The organism is Bradyrhizobium sp. HKCCYLS2038 (genome assembly GCF_051167655.1).
Taxonomy (GTDB): Bacteria; Pseudomonadota; Alphaproteobacteria; order Rhizobiales; family Xanthobacteraceae; genus Bradyrhizobium.
The window spans coordinates 55505-72751 of the sequence record NZ_JBNPTM010000007.1 but is presented as its reverse complement, the minus strand read 5'-3'; the positions used below and the strand labels follow the sequence as shown (position 1 = coordinate 72751).

Annotated in this window: 14 protein-coding genes; 8 read left to right on the top strand and 6 right to left on the bottom strand. The window is 66.3% G+C overall.

Going from position 1 to position 17247, the window contains the following annotated elements:
• Positions 1-55: 55 nt before the first annotated feature.
• The 3 genes from ACQR1I_RS27925 (at position 56) to ACQR1I_RS27915 (ending at position 5047) form a co-directional block, all read left to right on the top strand.
• On the top strand, positions 56-814 hold the full coding sequence (locus ACQR1I_RS27925) for a biliverdin-producing heme oxygenase (RefSeq protein ID WP_434888853.1): 759 nt from the start codon (positions 56-58) through the stop codon (positions 812-814).
• Positions 811-3384, top strand: a complete 2574-nt coding sequence (locus ACQR1I_RS27920; RefSeq protein ID WP_434868533.1) for an HWE histidine kinase domain-containing protein — start codon at positions 811-813, stop codon at positions 3382-3384. Before ACQR1I_RS27925 ends, ACQR1I_RS27920 begins: the two co-directional genes overlap by 4 nt.
• A 619-nt stretch (positions 3385-4003) precedes the next feature.
• On the top strand, positions 4004-5047 hold the full coding sequence (locus ACQR1I_RS27915) for a hypothetical protein (protein WP_434868532.1): 1044 nt from the start codon (positions 4004-4006) through the stop codon (positions 5045-5047).
• A 3-nt stretch (positions 5048-5050) separates the two neighbouring features.
• Here the strand turns inward: ACQR1I_RS27915 and ACQR1I_RS27910 are convergent, their stop codons facing one another.
• Both ACQR1I_RS27910 and ACQR1I_RS27905 read right to left on the bottom strand, forming a co-directional pair.
• Positions 5051-6184 carry a site-specific DNA-methyltransferase gene (locus tag ACQR1I_RS27910; RefSeq protein WP_434868531.1) on the bottom strand — a complete coding sequence of 378 codons (1134 nt, stop codon included), beginning with the start codon at positions 6182-6184 and terminating at the stop codon, positions 5051-5053.
• Positions 6185-6276: 92 nt separating this feature from the next.
• Positions 6277-6498, bottom strand: a complete 222-nt coding sequence (locus ACQR1I_RS27905; protein WP_434868530.1) for a hypothetical protein — start codon at positions 6496-6498, stop codon at positions 6277-6279.
• Between the two features lie 75 nt (positions 6499-6573).
• On the opposite strand from ACQR1I_RS27905, the gene ypfJ reads away from it, so the two are divergent.
• Both ypfJ and moaB read left to right on the top strand, forming a co-directional pair.
• Positions 6574-7494, top strand: coding sequence for a KPN_02809 family neutral zinc metallopeptidase (gene ypfJ, locus ACQR1I_RS27900; RefSeq protein WP_434868529.1), 921 nt, complete (start codon positions 6574-6576; stop codon positions 7492-7494).
• 12 nt (positions 7495-7506) lie between these two features.
• Complete coding sequence (gene moaB, locus ACQR1I_RS27895; protein ID WP_434868528.1) at positions 7507-8067, top strand: molybdenum cofactor biosynthesis protein B; 561 nt, start codon at positions 7507-7509, stop codon at positions 8065-8067.
• 55 nt (positions 8068-8122) lie between these two features.
• Here the strand turns inward: moaB and ACQR1I_RS27890 are convergent, their stop codons facing one another.
• The 4 genes from ACQR1I_RS27890 to ACQR1I_RS27875 form a co-directional block, all read right to left on the bottom strand.
• Positions 8123-8548, bottom strand: coding sequence for a hypothetical protein (locus tag ACQR1I_RS27890; protein ID WP_434868527.1), 426 nt, complete (start codon positions 8546-8548; stop codon positions 8123-8125).
• 131 nt (positions 8549-8679) lie between these two features.
• Positions 8680-9609, bottom strand: coding sequence for a bifunctional helix-turn-helix transcriptional regulator/GNAT family N-acetyltransferase (locus ACQR1I_RS27885; protein ID WP_434868526.1), 930 nt, complete (start codon positions 9607-9609; stop codon positions 8680-8682).
• Between the two features lie 68 nt (positions 9610-9677).
• Positions 9678-10250, bottom strand: a complete 573-nt coding sequence (locus ACQR1I_RS27880; RefSeq protein ID WP_434868525.1) for a glycosyl transferase — start codon at positions 10248-10250, stop codon at positions 9678-9680.
• Positions 10251-10412: 162 nt separating this feature from the next.
• Positions 10413-12830 carry a phosphoketolase family protein gene (locus tag ACQR1I_RS27875; RefSeq protein ID WP_434868524.1) on the bottom strand — a complete coding sequence of 806 codons (2418 nt, stop codon included), beginning with the start codon at positions 12828-12830 and terminating at the stop codon, positions 10413-10415.
• A 193-nt stretch (positions 12831-13023) separates the two neighbouring features.
• On the opposite strand from ACQR1I_RS27875, the gene ACQR1I_RS27870 reads away from it, so the two are divergent.
• The 3 genes from ACQR1I_RS27870 (at position 13024) to ACQR1I_RS27860 (ending at position 17003) form a co-directional block, all read left to right on the top strand.
• Positions 13024-14202 carry a PA0069 family radical SAM protein gene (locus ACQR1I_RS27870; protein WP_434868523.1) on the top strand — a complete coding sequence of 393 codons (1179 nt, stop codon included), beginning with the start codon at positions 13024-13026 and terminating at the stop codon, positions 14200-14202.
• 276 nt (positions 14203-14478) lie between these two features.
• Entirely contained in the window at positions 14479-15300 is an 822-nt protein-coding gene (locus ACQR1I_RS27865) for a ribonuclease HII (protein WP_434868522.1), read from the top strand.
• Positions 15301-15494: 194 nt separating this feature from the next.
• Positions 15495-17003 carry a glycosyltransferase family 39 protein gene (locus ACQR1I_RS27860; RefSeq protein ID WP_434868521.1) on the top strand — a complete coding sequence of 503 codons (1509 nt, stop codon included), beginning with the start codon at positions 15495-15497 and terminating at the stop codon, positions 17001-17003.
• Positions 17004-17247: the final 244 nt, after the last annotated feature.

The window sequence follows — 17247 nt, the reverse complement described above, 5'->3', positions numbered from 1 at the left end:
CAGACGGACGTAAAACTTCAGCCGGCTTATGCGATCGCCAGGGCTGACGGGGAAGATGGAATCAACGACCAAGCGAGACGGAGCGACGCGCTGGACCTCCATCTCTCGCCCTGGCCATCGCATGGAAAACACGGGAAGCGAGCCGGAACCAGAGTCGTCGATCGGCGTTTACTGGAGCCGTCGCGCGCCTGCGGCCGCTCTCTTTTTTGTGGGCCCCTCGATGCCGCTGGCTGCTATTTCCGACGACCCGCCTTTTGCCCTTAGCACCGAGGGGATCCGCCACAGATTGAAGCTCGCCACCGCCGGCGCGCATCATGCGCTGGATGAGCGGCTCTGCCAGTTCGATCTCACTACGACGGTCCACTATCGCCGCTTTCTGCAAGCCAGTGCCGCTGCGCTGCTGCCGCTGGAGGCCGCGCTCGAGCAGGCGGGGGTCGCCGGCCATATCGACGATTGGTTCCTGAGGCGGCGCTCGTCCGCGATCATGGCCGATCTCGGCGAACTCGACGGCGTGGCGCGTCCGATGAGCCTGCCGCTCGCACGGCGCGATCGCGCCTTCATCTTCGGCACGCTCTATGTTCTCGAAGGATCGCGGCTGGGCGCGGCCTATCTGTTGCGCATCGTTGCCGCATCGGCCGACCCGCGGGTGCGGCGAGCCACGCGTTATCTCCGTCATGGCGCCGGCGCAGGGCTCTGGCAAAGTTTCCTGTCTCAGCTGTCACGCGAGCCCACGACCGCGGATGACGAGATCCTGATGATGGAGAGTGCGCTCGACGCGTTCGCGCTGTTTGCTGGAGCGGTGGCGAGCGCATGATGACCAACGAGCCGGTCAATCTCACCAATTGCGACCGCGAGCCGATCCACGTTCCCGGCCACGTGCAGCCATTCGGCTTCCTGCTGGCGCTGGTCTCGGACTTCACGATCTGCATGGCCTCGGAGAACGCGCCCGACTATCTCGGTGCCGATCTCGCCTCGATTCTGAACCGGCCGATCGCAGCCCTGCTGTCGGAGCCCGCGGTTGCAGCGATCCGCGTGCGCGTCGACTATTTGAGCGGTCCTGACGCGGTCGAGCGCGTGTTCGGCATCGATCTGCTCGGCAACGGCCGACTGTTCGATCTCGCCATCCATTTCTCCGGAGCGTATCTGATCGTCGAGGCCGAGCCGAGCATGGTCGAGCCAGGCGTCAATTCGGGCGAGCTGGTGCGGCTGATGCTCGGCCGCATCCGCAAGACGACGGGCACGATCGACCTTGCGCAGGAGGCTGCGCGGCAGCTCAAGCTGCTCACCGGCTTCGACCGCGTCATGGTCTATCGCTTTCACCCGGACGGCTCGGGCGAGGTGATCGCCGAGACGGCAGGCTCCGGCCTCGAGCCGTTTCTGGGGCTGCATTATCCCGCCTCCGACATTCCGCGACAGGCCCGCCAGCTCTACCAGCGCAACTGGCTGCGCATCATCGCCGACATCAATGCCTCCCCGGCGCCGCTAACGTCGACGCCCACGCACAATGCAGGCCTCCTCGACCTGTCGATGAGCGTGCTGCGCGCGGTCTCGCCGATCCACATCGAATATCTGCGCAACATGGGCGTGGCCGCGTCGATGTCGGTGTCCATTCTGCGCGACGGCAAGCTGTGGGGCCTGTTCGCCTGCCATCATTATTCGCCGCTGCATCTGTCGTTCGAGAAGCGCACCGCCGCGGAGCTGTTCGGCCAGATGTATTCCTGGCTGCTCGAGGCGCGCGAGCGCGAGACCGACGTTGCCTACGAGACGCGCGCGCATCAGATCCAGGAGCGGCTGATCGAGCGCGCGGCCGCGCAGGCCCACAGCAAGCGCGCCATCCTCGAATTCGTCGCCGACTATCGGCAGATGATCGAATGCGATGGCATTGCGGTGTGGTCCGACGACGAGATCACGCTCCATGGCGAGACGCCGACCGAGCGGGAAGTGCAGGACCTCGTCGGCTTCATCAACCGCACCTCGCCCGGACGGATCTGCGCCAGTGCCGAGATCGCCAGGATCTATGCCGCGGGCGAATCGTTCCGCGATCGCGCCGCCGGATTCCTGGCGATCCCGATCTCGCGGACGCCGCGCGACTGCCTGATCTTCTTTCGCCGCGAGGTGCTGCGCTCGGTGAACTGGGCGGGCGATCCCAACAAGACCTATGCCGAAGGTCCGCTCGGTGCCCGGTTGACGCCGCGCAAGAGCTTCGAGTTGTGGCAGCAGACGGTGGCGGGCCAGTCGACGACGTGGACCGCGGCGGACCTGCGCATTGCCGAGAGCCTGCGTGTCACGCTGCTGGAGGTGATCCTGCAACTGTCGGAGCTCGCCGCGCGCGAGCGTCGCGGTGCGCAGGAGCGGCAGGAGCTGATGATTGCCGAGCTCAACCACCGCGTCCGCAACATTCTGAGCCTGGTGCGCGGCCTGGTGGCGCAGAGCAAGGACACCGCGACCTCGGTGGAGGAGTTTGCCGCGGTGCTGGGCGGCCGCATCCAGGCGCTGGCGCGTGCGCATGACCAGATCACGAACCTGAACTGGGCGCCGGTGGCGTTGCGCCATCTGCTCGAATCGGAAGCGGGCGCCTATCTCGGCTCGCGCGCGGGACGGGTGCGGATGGAGGGGCCGGACGTTGCGCTCGACCCCAAGGCGTTCGCAACGCTCGCGCTCGTCGTGCACGAGATGATGACCAACTCCGCAAAGTATGGTGCGCTCGCGGATTCCACCGGACAGGTCCAGGTGATCTGGCGACTGGATCCGGCGTCGAGCCTCGTGATCGACTGGAAGGAGAGCGGCGGGCCGCCGGTGCAGCCGCCGTCGCGGCGCGGCTTCGGCACCACCATCATCGAGCGCTCGGTGCCGTTCGATCTGAAGGGCGACGCCGAAATCCGCTTCGACCTGCTCGGCGTGCAGGCGCGCTTCGTCATCCCCGCAAATTTTGTGCAGATGGTGCCGGCGCTGACCGGCGCTCCTTCGCGTCAGCACGCGAAGGAGGAGCAGATGCCGCGCCTCTCCGGCACCGTGCTGATCGTCGAGGACAATCTGATCATCGCGATGGGCGCCGAGGTCATCCTGCTGGAGCTCGGCGCGCGGCATGTCGATACGGCGGCCTCGGTCAACCAGGCATTGAAGTCGATCGAACGCGCTGTGCCAAGCTTCGCGCTGCTCGACATCAACCTCGGCGCGGAGAGCAGCCTCGCGGTCGGGCACAGGCTGAAGGAGCTCGACGTGCCCTTCATGTTCGCCACCGGCTATGGCGAGCGCGCGCCGATCCCTGCGGAGCTTGCCGACGCGCCGGTGATCCAGAAACCCTATACGCGCGAGCTGGTCGAGAAGGCCCTGCCGAAGATGCTGAAGCAGGCGGCCGCCGGTCGCGACGGTGCCGCTCGGTAAATCGATGATCACCGCAGCGGCGGCGAGTACATCGTGCGCAGCAAGACTCGCTTTCCCGCCGGACTGCACGGCGCGCATTCGGTGACCTTCCTGCTCATCAAGGGCACGCCTTAGCCGGACGGCCATCCCGGCCACTCCTGCGTCATCGTGGAGGAGACGGGTGAGAGCAAGGGCAGTGTCTATCGCGCGCGCTGATCTGGATGCGCAATGCGGGTGCGATGCTCGCGCGTGATTCGAACGCGCTGTCGCGTCCGAGATGGCGAACTATCAACCTTGGCGCGGGCATTTCCTGACTTGTAGCTCAAAGGTTGAATATAGGCGTCGCGGTTGTTGATCTTCGTGCCCGACACGCTGCTTGCGATGATTGGCGTGCATAATTTTCCTGTGCTCACCGTCTCACATCCGCGTGTTGTTGATAATGCGATGCTGCATGTAAAGCGATCACATGGCGGGCTAACGCACCGTGTTGCTGCGACAAAACAGCTCCAAATAATTAGAAGGCATCCAAAGCCGACCGCTGTTCTAACATTGTTTCGACAAATGGAACCTCTGCAGCCTTATTCCGAACGTAGTCATCGCCGAAACGGCGCATCGGGGGCGTTGAATCGTCGGAGGTCTGATGACGAATCGAACGGCGAATTTGTTGCCGTGTGTTGCAGCTGTCGCGCTGGCGGGAGCGGCTGCGGTGACAATCGAGTTTTCACCGGCATCAGCTGCTGACGAATGCCTGGCGAAGCCTGCGGGGACGCCGGCGGGCAAGCATTGGTTCTATCGCGTCGATCGCACGACGAAGAAGCAGTGCTGGTATCTTGGCGACGACCGCGGCACGCACGGCGCCTCGCTCACCATGCGCAAGCTGGCGTCGCATCGGGCGCGTGAGCCGCTGTCGTCATCGGCGGCCGATGCGCATGCAGAAATTCAGTCACCGCCCAATCGGGCGGCGGACGAGGTGAAGCCGTCGCCGTCGATCCCGAGCGCTGCGGCGCGATCAACGGTGCTGTTTCCTCCGATCGCCGCACTTGGCGCGACCGCTGCCTCGCCGTCCGCCGCGATGGCCGCTGCGAGTGCCGAGCCGCTGACCTCGGCGCCCGTGGTCGATGAAGCCGATGCCGTCGCGAGCGAATCCGCAGTTGCGACGCGTTGGCCGGATACGTCCGACACCCTGCAGGCAAAGCCTGCTCCGGCGCCGCGCTCGACGTCCATTACGCTTGCTGCAGCATCGAGTGATGTTGCGCCGTCGTCGGAAACAGCCGCGCCGGTCGCGGCATCGCAGACCGTGGCCGAAGCGATGCCCGTAGCGCCGGTCGGCGGCTTCAGCGACGATGCGGCGCGCACGCGGCTGTTGGCGTTTCTCGCCGCGGTCGCGGTCGCCGGCTTCTCGATCAGCGTCCTGCTTGCGCGGGCCCGTGCCAGGCGGCAGTTGCGGATCGAGCCGGTCGCCACGCGCCGCATGTCGCGCTGGCCGGCGGAGCCGGAGCTCGATCACATGCACCTGCCGCCGGTCGGCAGTCTTTATCAAGAGATGTCGAGGCGCCGCGAGCAGCCGGCGCAGCGCGCCTCGCAGGTCTCGGTCGTGCCGCGCGACGACGAGCGCTACGACGACCAGTATGAGGTCGAGGATCTGCTGGCCCGCTATTCCGGGCAGGGCCGCCGCAAGTCGTAGACGTCAGGCGGCGGTCATCTCGGAGCGGATCTCGGCGCGCAGCTCGTCGATCAGCTTGAGCCCGCCCTTGGTCTCGACGTGCCAGAACGTCCAGCCGTTGCAGGCCGGCAGCCCTTGGGCCACCGCGCCGATGCGATGGATCGAGCCGACCTTGTCGCCGAGCATGATGGCTCCATCGGCGCGCACCAGCGCGCCGTGGCGCCGCTTGGAATCGACGAGCTTGGCGCCGGGCGCGATCATGCCGCGCTCGATCAATTCCGAGAACGCGACCCGCGGCGCCTCGCGCGCCGTCATGAACGGGGCGAGCGTGGCTTCCGGCAGCGGCTCGACCGCCGCGATGCGTCGTTCTGCCGCTTCGGCATAGACCTTGTCGCGCTCGAAGCCGATGTAGCGGCGGCCTAGGCGTTTTGCCACGGCGCCGGTGGTGCCCGTGCCGTTGAACGGGTCGATCACCAGATCGCCCTGCTTCGAGGAGGACAGCAGCACCCGCGCCAGCAGGCCTTCCGGCTTCTGCGTCGGATGAATCTTCTTGCCGCCGCCGTCCTTCAGCCGCTCCTCGCCGGTGCACAGCGGGATCAGCCAGTCGGAGCGCGCCTGAACGTCCTCGTTGGAGGCCTTCAGCGATTCGTAGTTGAAGGTGTAGCCCTTCGCCTTCTGGTCGCGCGCCGCCCAGATCATCGTCTCGTGGGCGTTGGTGAAGCGGCGGCCGCGGAAGTTCGGCATCGGGTTGGACTTGCGCCACACGATGTCGTTGAGGATCCAGAAGCCGAGATCCTGCATGATCGCGCCGACGCGGAAGATGTTGTGATAGGAGCCGATCACCCAGATCGTCGCGCTCGGCTTCATCGCGCGGCGCGCGGCGAGCAGCCAGGCGCGCGTGAAGTCGTCATAGGCGGCGAACGAGGAGAACTTGTCCCAATCGTCGTTGACGGCATCGACCTGCGATTCGTCGGGACGCTTGAGCTCACCCTTGAGCTGCAGATTGTAGGGCGGATCTGCAAACACCAGGTCGACGGATGCACCTGGCAGTTTCGACATCTCGGCGACGCAGTCGCCGACGATGATGCGGTGCTCTTCAAGAGCCTGAAATTTAGTGCGGGGCGCCCTTGCAGACGCCCCGCGACGCGACTCAACCATGACTCAAGAACTCTGACTCAGGCGACGCTGTCGGCGACGCGGGACCTAACAACCGACTGGCCACACATTGGCGTGGCAAAGTAAAAATGGACTTAACCCGGAAAATTTTTCGCATCGATGTGCGCGTTTTCATCATGCGCATCGCGGGTGAAAAAGCCGCTCGTCGATGAATTGCAACTTGTGCGCAACGTCGCGATCGCCGTGGATTTTTTTGAATGGATGCGCGCACCGGCGGCGTGCAACGATGCGGCGAAGGCGGTGGAATTTTCGCGCCGCGCTAGGCAAAATTTGCCGGCCGGGTTATTGATTAACACAGTGGAAATTTTACCTGTTTGCCGCGTTGGGCATTTCGCGCAGAGCCGCGCTAGGGATCATGAGGAAAGGCCGCCATGCGTTACGATGATTTCCGTCGCAGCGACGACATCGACGACCGTCGCGACGAGGGCGGCGGGATGGGCGGTGGTATGGGTCTGCCGATCGGCGGCGGTGGACTCGGCATCGGCACCATCATCGTGCTCGGCCTGATCGGCTACGCCTTCGGCATCGACCCGCGCATCCTGATCGGCGGCGCCGAGATGATCACGCATGGCGGCGCGCCGACCTACCAGACCGACCGCCGGTCGTCCGGCAAGACCGGCGCGCCGAAGGATGAGATGGGCGACATGATCGCCGGCGTGCTCGGCGAGATCGACGACCGCTGGACCGAGATCTTCCAGTCGTCGGGCCAGAATTACACCGGACCGAAGATCGTGCTGTTCCGCAACAGCACCAATGGCGGCCGCTGCGGCATGGCGCAGTCGGCGATGGGGCCGTTCTATTGTCCGCCGGACAAGCAGATCTTCCTCGACACCGGCTTCTTCCGCGAGGTGGAAACCCGGTTCCGCGGTTGCTCCGGCAGTGCCTGCAAGTTCACCGCAGCCTACATCATCGCGCATGAGGCCGGCCACCACATTCAGAACCTGCTCGGCATCCTGCCGCGCGTGACGCGGATGCAGCAGGCGGCCGGCAGCAAGGCGGAAGCCAACGCGCTGCAGGTCAAGGTCGAGCTGCAGGCCGACTGCCTGTCGGGCGTCTGGGTCAATCGCGAGGCCAAGAAGCGTCCGGGCTTCCTGGAGGAGGGCGACATCGACGCCGCGCTGACGACGGCGTCGGCGATCGGCGATGACACCCTGCAGCGCCAGGCGACCGGCCGCGTGGTGCCAGATTCGTTCACGCACGGCTCGGCGGCGCAGCGCAAGCGCTGGTTCATGGTCGGCTACCAGCAGGGCACGGTGCAGGCCTGCAACACGTTCGCCGCCAACTCGCTTTAGGGAGAAGCGATCATGGCGATCGACGAGAGCAAGAGCTTCATCCCCCTCAACATCGCCGTGCTGACGGTGTCGGATACGCGCTCGCTCGCCGACGACAAGTCCGGCAACACCTTGAGCGACCGCCTGACGGCGGCGGGCCACAAGCTCGCGGGGCGCGACATCGTCACCGATGACGTCGAGAAGATCCGCGCCGTGGTGCGGTCCTGGATCGCCGATCCCGGCGTCGACGTCATCATCACCACCGGCGGCACCGGCTTCACCGGCCGCGACGTCACGCCGGAGGCGATCGAGCCGCTGTTCGAGAAGCGCATGGACGGCTTCTCGATCGCTTTCCACCTGCTCAGCCATGCCAAGATCGGCACGTCGACGATCCAGAGCCGCGCCACCGCGGGCGTCGCCGGCGCCACCTACATCTTCTGCCTGCCGGGCTCGCCCGGCGCCTGCCGCGACGGCTGGGACGGCATCCTGGCCGCCCAGCTCGACTACCGCACGCGTCCCTGCAATTTCGTCGAGATCATGCCGCGGCTCGACGAGCATCTGCGCCGGCCGAAGGCGCAAGGCGCGACCGCCTGACGCGACCTGACGGTGAGCCGCGTCCCGCGGCTCACGCTTGCGGCTCACATATGAATCATTTCGCCGGGCCGATTGCGAAGGCGCCGCCGCCTTCGATCGCCGCGCCGATCAGGCCACCGAGCATGTTGGCCGCGAAATTCTCCCCGCGCGGGCCGACCACCATCCGATAGGTCTTGCCGGGGACGGCATTGAAGCTGATCTTGGAAGACCCCGGTGTGGACCATGTCGACACGGTGATGGTCGTGGCGCCGGGCACGAGCGGGCCGTTGTAGCTCTCGCCACGGCCGAGGCTCGCCACCTTGGTGCCGTTGATCTCGACCGCGGCGGGCGCCGCGAGATACAGGAAATCAGTCGTGCGCGTGATCGTGACCGTCGTGCGTCCCTTGCCGGCTGCTTTCGGCGCGGCATAAGCCGCCGTGCCGGCTTCGAATCCAAACAAGCTTGCGAGCGCAACCAGCGCCACAAGCTTCGATCGCATCATCACGTTCATCACCGCTCAGACCCCACTCCGTTTCGCGGGATACTACCGAAGCACGGGAACTCCGCAATCGGCATGCTCGGCGTGGTGTGGAGATGATGTCGACCTACCGGCAGTTGTCGTCCATCGGCAAATCAAAGCTCGAGCCGCCACGTTTCGCCGATCAGCTCGACGCCGAACGAGGCATGCGGCTGTTCGGCGACCTTGCGGAAGCCGGCGCGGGCGTAGATGTCGCGCGCGGCGGTGAGGATGCTCTGCGTCCACAGCTCGATCGTCTTGTAGTTCGTCTCGCGCGCGAAGCGGATGCACTGCTCGGTCAAGGCGCGGCCGACGCCAAAGCCGCGCGCCGTCTTCTCCACCAGCAATAGCCTGAGCTTGGCGACGTCGTCGCTGGCCTTGACCAGGAAGATCGAGCCGACTGGCGCGCCGTCCAGCTCCGCGATCCAGCAATGCTCGCGCGCCGGATCGTAGCTTCTGATGAACTGCGCCCCGATCTCGGCGACCAGCGCCTCGAACTCGGCATTCCAGCCATACTCCTGCGCGTAGACAGCGCCGTGCCGGGCGATGACCCAGCCGATGTCGCCGGCGCGGTGGCTGCGCAGCACGACGACGGGGCGTGTCTGCGCCGGCTCCTGCAGCAGGCGCTCGATCGTGCCCATCGCGCCGACGAGCCGCTCACGTGCCGGGGCGCCGAGCGCTGCCAGCATCGCGGCGATCGCCGTCTGCGAGCTGCGATCCAGCTTGGCAAAGGCCTGGTGTCCCCGAGCGGTGAGGTTGAGCTGCTGCTGCCGGCGATCCGAGGGCAGGGGTGTGCGGTTGATCAGGCCCTTCTCGTCGAAGCTCTGCACGATGCGGCTGAGATAGCCCGCATCGAGACCGAGCAGCAGGCCGATCTCCTTGGCCGTCGTCGCGTCGTGGTGGGCGAGCTCGTAGAGCACGCGCGCCTCGGCGAGCGAGAACGGGCTGTCCAGCAAATGCTGATCGAGCGCGCCGAGCTTCCTGGTGTAGAAGCGGTTGAAGGCGCGAACGGCTGTGACCGAATTGTCGGGCTGCACATCGGGCATGGCGGCATCTCCTCAATGTTTGCCATTGTCAACTAATTTGTTGACTTTGGCAAGTATCGAGGCGGCCGCTACACCATGACGATCCGGCTGCGCAGCATGGTGCGCGACGAGCGGCCGAGCCGGCGCAACAGCTGTGCTTCGGCGCGCTTGGCGTCCGGCTTGTAGCCGCCGATCTGGCGGTAATGATCCCTGGCGATCAGAAGACCCTGGTCACCGAGCGGCCCGACCAGCGCCCGCGCAACCGATCGCAGGCGGTCGCGCAGGCTGGTGTCTGCGTAGGGCGAGCGGGCGTAGCGAAACACGCCGGCGCGCGGCCGGCCCGCCGCCGCCACGCTCTGCACGAACTGCACGGTCTCATCGATCCAGCCGGGATCGAGCATTGCGCCGGCCGGCAGAAACATAAGCCATGGGGCGCGCGCCTGAGCGGCGCCGGCCGCCAGCGCGGCGGCATGGGAGCCCTCGAACGTCATGAAGTGACAGCCGGCGACGTCGGCGACACGCTCGATCACGCTGGAATCGGCGGAGCGGTCGACCAGCAGCACCTCGGTAACGACACCTGCCGCGGCCCCCGGCACCAGCGCGGACAGGGTGGCCACGGCGGTCTGCTCGACTCCTGCGGTCGGAATGATCACGCTCAGCATGAACCGGACATCGGGATTTTAGTGCCTCCGCCCGGACTGTTATCATCTCGTCACGGCCAAATCAGCCCGCTGCATTGCGGAATTTTGCGGCAGCATCCCCGCGCGCCCCGTTCGGACGTCGCCCGAACGGCAGGCCGCGGTCGTCAGCGGCTGAGTGGGGGCTCAGTCCCCGGCCTCCGCTGGCGTCGTCCCGGCCGCGCTGCTCTGCCAGGCCCAGTCGCGGATGGCCGGCATGTCCTCGCCGTGCTCGCGGACGTAGCGCGCGTGCGCGATCAGCGCGTCACGGAAGTCCTGCTTCACATGCGCGGCGGAGACGCTGAGCCCCGGCACCCGCTCGATCACCTCGATGGCAAGATGGAAACGGTCGAGCTCGTTGAGCACCACCATGTCGAACGGCGTGGTCGTGGTGCCCTCTTCGATGAAGCCGCGCACGTGCATGCCTGCATGGTTGGTGCGGCTGTAGGTGAGGCGGTGAATGAGATGCGGATAGCCGTGATAGGCGAAGATCACAGGCTTGTTCGTCGTGAACAGGCTGTCGAAGTCGCGGTCGCTGAGGCCGTGCGGATGCTCGGTCTCGGGCTGCAGCGTCATCAGGTCGACGACGTTGACGACGCGGATCTTGAGATGCGGCAGCCTGTTGCGCAGCAGGTCGACGGCGGCGAGCGTCTCCAGGGTCGGGACGTCTCCCGCGCAGGCCATCACGACGTCTGGTTCGGCGTCGGCGGGGCCGGTGCCCGCCCACGACCAGATGCCGATGCCGGCGTCGCAATGAACAGCGGCGTCCTGCATCGATAGCCATTGCGGCGCGGGCTGCTTGCCGGCGACGATGACGTTGATGCGGTTGTAGGTGCGCAGGCAGTGATCCGCGATCCACAACAGCGTGTTGGCATCGGGCGGGAAGTAGATGCGGACGATGTCCGCCTTCTTGTTGGCGACGAGGTCGACGAAGCCCGGATCCTGGTGGCTGAAGCCGTTGTGATCCTGGCGCCAGACATGCGAGGTCAAGAGATAGTTCAGCGACGCGATCGGCCGCCGCCACGGCAGATGGCGCGACACCTTCAGCCATTTGGCGTGCTGGTTGAACATCGAATCCACGATGTGGATGAAGGCCTCGTAGCAGGAGAACAGGCCATGGCGCCCGGTCAGCAGATAGCCTTCGAGCCAGCCCTGGCAGAGGTGCTCGCTGAGCACTTCCATGACGCGGCCGTCATGCGCGAGATGGACGTCATAGGGCTCGATGCCCTCCATCCATACCCGCTCGGTGACGTCGAACACCGCGTCGAGCCGGTTCGAGGCGGTCTCGTCCGGGCCCATGATGCGGAAGTTTCGGTTGGCCGCGTTCAGCGTGATGACCTCGCGCAGAAACTTCCCGAGTTCGCGCGTCGCTTCCGCGATGGTCTCGCCTGGTGAGGTCACCTTGACCGCGAAGGCGCGATAATCCGGCAGCTTGAGCTCGCGCTTGAGCAGCCCGCCGTTGGCGTGCGGATTGGCGCCCATGCGCCGCGGGCCGCGCGGCGCCAACGCCTGCAGCTCCGGCACGAGGCGGCCTTGCGCGTCGAACAGCGTCTCCGGCTGATAGCTCTTCATCCAGGTCTCGAGCAGCGCGAGATGCTCCGGCTTGCCTCGCGGATTCGATATCGGCACCTGATGCGCGCGCCAGAAGCCTTCGACCTTGAGGCCGTCGACCTGTTTCGGGCCGGTCCAGCCCTTCGGGCTGCGGAGCACGATCATCGGCCAACGCGGGCGCTGGATCACTGCATCCGGCTGACGTGCGTTCTGCTGGATCGAGCGGATGCTTGCGAACGCCACGTCAAACGCATCCGCCATCTGCCGGTGCATCGCCTTGGGCTCGTCGCCCGCGACGAACAGCGGCGCATAGCCATAACCGTCGAACAGGCACTTGATCTCGGCATCGCTCATGCGGCCGAGCACGGTGGGATTGGCGATCTTGTAGCCGTTGAGATGCAGGATCGGCAGCACGGCGCCGTCCTGCGCGGGGTTCAGGAACTTGTTCGAATGCCAGGACGCGGCGAGCGGGCCGGTCTCGGCCTCGCCATCGCCGACGACGCAGGCGACGATCAGGTCGGGATTGTCGAACGCGGCGCCATAGGCGTGCACCAGCGCGTAGCCGAGCTCGCCGCCTTCGTGGATCGACCCCGGCGTCTCAGGTGCCGCATGGCTCGGAATGCCGCCAGGGAAGGAGAACTGCCGGAACAGTTTGCGCAGGCCGTCGGCATCGCGGGTAATGTCCGGATAGATCTCGCTGTAGGTGCCCTCGAGATAGGTGTTGGCGACCATGCCCGGGCCGCCATGGCCGGGACCGCAGACATAGATGACGTTGAGATCCTGCGCCGCGATGGCGCGGTTGAGATGGGCGTAGATGAAGTTCAGCCCCGGCGTCGTGCCCCAATGGCCGAGCAGGCGCGGCTTGATGTGCTCGGGCTTGAGCGGCTCGCGCAGCAACGGGTTGTCGAGCAGATAGATCTGCCCGACCGAGAGATAGTTGGCCGCGCGCCAATAGCGATCGAGCAGGTCGAGATCGTCGGCACGAAGGGTCGGTTGGGGAGAACTGATCTGCATGGGACCTCGCTTGCCGTCTGTTTCGCGCCTGCGGGAGAGTACATGAGAGTAACGCCGCACCGTCCCGTTCCAACGCGGCCGCAGCATAGAACGGGAATGTGATGGCTGGCCTAGCCCAGGCTTAGAACCAATTCGGTTCAGCCTGTTCAATTTTGATCTTGTTATGTTCTCTTTTTGTGCTATGTCTTGGCCCATGAGCCGAGCATCTTCACATGCCCTCAAGCGCCCGCCGGTCACGGTGCCCTCCGAGCCGGTGGGCGCGCCTTCCTCGAGTCCTGAAAAGGACTTTCCCGAACTCGCGGTCGCCATCGAACGGGGCCGGCGCCGCGGCCGGGGTGCCCAATCCAATGCGAGCGGCCGCTACGAGGCGGAGGCCCGCGTTGTCTTCGACGATGGCTGGCAGAGCCTCGAGGAACTGCCGCCGTTCAAGACGACGGTCGCGACCGATACCTCGCGCAAGGTCATCACCCGCAACGAGTCGCCTGACATCGGCTTCGATCGCTCGATCAATCCGTATCGCGGCTGTGAGCACGGCTGCGTCTATTGTTTCGCGCGGCCGACCCACGCCTTTCTCGGCCTGTCGCCGGGGCTCGATTTCGAATCCAAGCTGTTCGTGAAGCCGGATGCGCCGGCGCTGCTGGAGAAGGAACTCGCGGCCAGCGGCTACGAGCCGCGGATGATCGCGATCGGCACCAACACCGATCCCTACCAGCCGATCGAGCGCGAGCGGAAGATTATGCGCGGCATCCTCGAGGTGCTGGAAAAGGTTGGCCATCCCGTCGGAATCGTCACCAAGTCGGCGCTGGTGATGCGTGATGCCGACATTCTGGCGCGGATGGCCAAGAAGAACCTGGCGAAGGTCGCGATATCAGTGACCACGCTGGATCCGAAGCTGGCGCGCACCATGGAGCCGCGGGCGTCGACGCCGTCGAAGCGGCTGGAGGCGCTGCAGGCCTTGTCCAAGGCGGGCATTCCGACGACTGTGATGGTGGCGCCTGTGATCCCGGCGCTCAACGACAGCGAGATCGAGCGCATCCTCGATGCGGCGGCCCACGCCGGCGTGAAGGAGGCGGCGTATGTGCTGCTGCGGCTGCCGCTGGAGGTGCGTGACCTGTTCCGCGAATGGCTGCTGGAGCACTATCCGGACCGCTATCGCCACGTCTTCACCCTGATCCGCGACATGCGCGGCGGCCGTGACTACGACTCGCAATGGGGCACGCGGATGAAGGGCACGGGGCCGATGGCCTGGATGATCGGCCGCCGCTTCGAGATCGCCTGCGAGAAGCTCGGGCTGAACAAGCGCCGGACCAAGCTGACGACCGATCATTTTGTGCGGCCGAAGGGCGGCGGGCAGCAGTTGAGCTTGTTCTGAGCGTAAGCGAGCGTTGAAGTGATGCGCTCGACGTCCGCGAGGTTGCTTGCAGCGCCGGTGTCGAGGCGATAGTCATCCAGTGCCTGCCACTGGAGACTATCTGCGTCTGGCGGTTGCGGTCGAAAGCGTAGGAACTACCCAGTGGCTGGAAAGAGGGGCAAGCCGTCGAGCCGTCTGCCTCTACCAGCTCTGCCAGATCTAGCAGTGCAGTGGCACTATGGATAGCGGGGACTTGAGCATGGTTCCGGGTTGCGCTGCCGCGGCTCGTTCCGCACCATGCCGGCCATGATTCGGGACCAAGCGAAGAAGCCGGGCAGGGCGAAAGCGGCCAGCGGTGCTGTGACGAAGGCCGCTGCAGCGAAGGGCACGGCGAAAGCTTCTGTCAAAGCCGGCAAGGGCGTCATCGCGGTGGCGCCGCCGAGCTTCCGCCGCGAGCGCGCGCTGCTGAAGCAGGGTATCTGGCCGGTCGCCGGCTGCGATGAGGCCGGCCGTGGGCCGCTTGCGGGCCCCGTGGTCGCCGCCGCCGTGATTCTCGATCCCAATCGCATCCCGAAGGGCCTCGACGATTCCAAGCGGCTGACGGCCGAGCAGCGCGAGGTGCTGTTCGACAAGATCTGCAAGACGTCTTCCTTCGCGGTGGCGATGGCGTCGCCGGCGCGAATCGATCGCGACAACATCCTGCGGGCCTCGCTGTGGGCGCTGTCGCGCGCGGTGAGGGCACTGCCGGAGGCGCCGAAGCACGTGTTCGTCGACGGCCGCGACCGCATCGACGTCGATTGCAATTGCGAGGCGGTGATCGGCGGCGACGGCCTGGTGATGTCGATCGCCGCGGCCTCGATCGTCGCCAAGGTCACGCGCGACCGGCTGATGTGCGCGCTGGCGCAGGATTGCCCGGGTTATGGCTTCGAGCAGCACAAGGGCTATGGCGTGCCGGAGCATCTCGCCGCGCTCGACCGCCTCGGTCCGTCGGTGCACCATCGCAGCCTGTTCGCCCCGGTCGTGGCCGCGCGGCGCAAGCATCAGCCTTGGACCGATATGCCCGAACCGGATCTGTTCGCGGAGATCACCGTGGTGACATCCACGGAAATCTCGCTGTGAGCCTGATGCCGGTTGCCTCGATGGCGCCGCGGTCTTAAAGCTTGAGATAGCCAACCAGCACGAATTGTCACTCCCCGCGGCGGGGGCGGTCTTGTGCGCCTCGATCACGCGGTATCGATTGCGGGCGTCGGACAAAGCTGCGGATGAGGGACGGTTCTGCCGGCCTCCTGACGTTTCAAGCGATCCAGCCGTTCATGCGTTTCACGTCACTGGTTGTCGAACTGATCCGCGCAAGGCCGCGACTGGTCGTCGTCATCGTGGTGCTGTGCCAGGCCTTGCTCTGGCTCGGTGTCGCCGTGCTGTTCTATCGCAGCCCGCCCGGCCAGCTTGCCACGGGAATCGCATTTGGACGGGAGTACCAGGTCGGCACCGATCTGGGACCGCCGCTGACGTTCTGGCTTTCGGACATCGCCTATCGCGCCGCCGGCAACCATGTGTTCGGCGTCTACGTCGTCGCGATGCTGTGCTCGGCCGTGGCGCTCTGGGTCATCTATCTCCTGGCGCGCTCCATCGTCGGCGGCCAGCAGGCGGTGCTCGCCGTGCTGCTGACCATGACCATCACCGCGTTCGGAGCGCCAACCCTGGAATTCGGCCCCGAGGTGCTGGCGCGGCCGCTCTGGGCGCTGCTGCTTCTGCATAGTTGGCAGATCCTGGGCCAGGGGCGGCGCAATGCCTGGTTCACCTGGTCGATCGAGGCCGGCCTTCTGCTGCTGACCACGCCGGCGGCCGCCGGCCTGCTGCTCCTGATCGTCGGATTCACCGTTTCGACCGCACAGGGCCGCCGCGTGCTGCGGTCGTTCGATCCGCTGTTCGCGTTGCTCGTCGTGCTGGCGCTGGCGCTGCCCTATCTGATCTTCGTGATGCGGTCCGACAGCGTCGGGCTGCCGGCGCTGCCGCTGCTGGCCGAGCTGTCGGCGCGCGCCTGGCAATGGCTCGCGCTGGCGGGCGGCTTGTTGCTGGCGGTCGCCGCCGTGCTGCTGCTCGTCGTGCTCGACGCGAGCTGGGCCGGGCGCAGCGACACCGACGCGCCGATCATCTATCGCCGGCCCGTCGCGCCGCTCGCCCGCGACTTCGTCTATTGCTTCGCGATCGCACCAGCGCTGGCCGGCAGCCTGATCGCGGCCCTGTTCGGCCTCCCCACGGTGTATGGCGGCGCCGCAGTCACCTTGAGCATGGTCGGCCTCGCCATGGTGGTCGCCTCCGGCGACCTGATCTATCTGCGGCGCCAGCGCCTGCTGCGGCTGGTCTGGGCTGCCGCGGTGGCTGCTCCGGCCGTTCTGGTGGCCGGCAGCGCGGTGGTGCTGCCCCTGATCGGAGATGGTGAGCTCGCGACGTCGATGCCGGCCCGCGACATCTCCCGCTTCTTCGTCGAGAGCTTTGAGCGCCGCACCAGCCAGCGGCTTCAGGCGGTGGCCGGCGACCCACAGCTCGCCAGCCTGGTCTCGCTCGGCCGCCGCCGCGCGCACCTGTTCCTCGACGCCACGCCGCAGCGGACGCCGTGGGTCACGGCCGCGAAATTCGCCGAGACCGGCGGCGTCGTGGTGTGGCGCGCCTCCGATACGGTCGGCACGCCGCCGCCGGACCTCGCCCAGCGCTTTCCGGGCCTGGTGCCCGAGGTGCCGCGCAGCTTCGACTGGCTGATCAACGGCCGCCAGCCGGTGCTGCGCATCGGCTGGGCGATCGTCCGGCCGAAGGGGCAGTAGGCTTTCCACAAGCGACGTCCGGTGAGACGACCTGGCGCTCATCGCGCTCCTCGTCATGGCGAAGAGCATTGGCGACGACGCAATCCCCAGTCCCGCGTGGCCCCTGGATCGCGTCGCTGCGCTCGCGATGACGGCGTTGGTGAGGGGGCGGTGCCGGCCCCAACCGTCATTGCGAGCGAAGCGAAGCAATCCAGAGTCCCGCCCGCGACTCTGGATTGCTTCGTCGCTCCGCTCCTCGCAATGA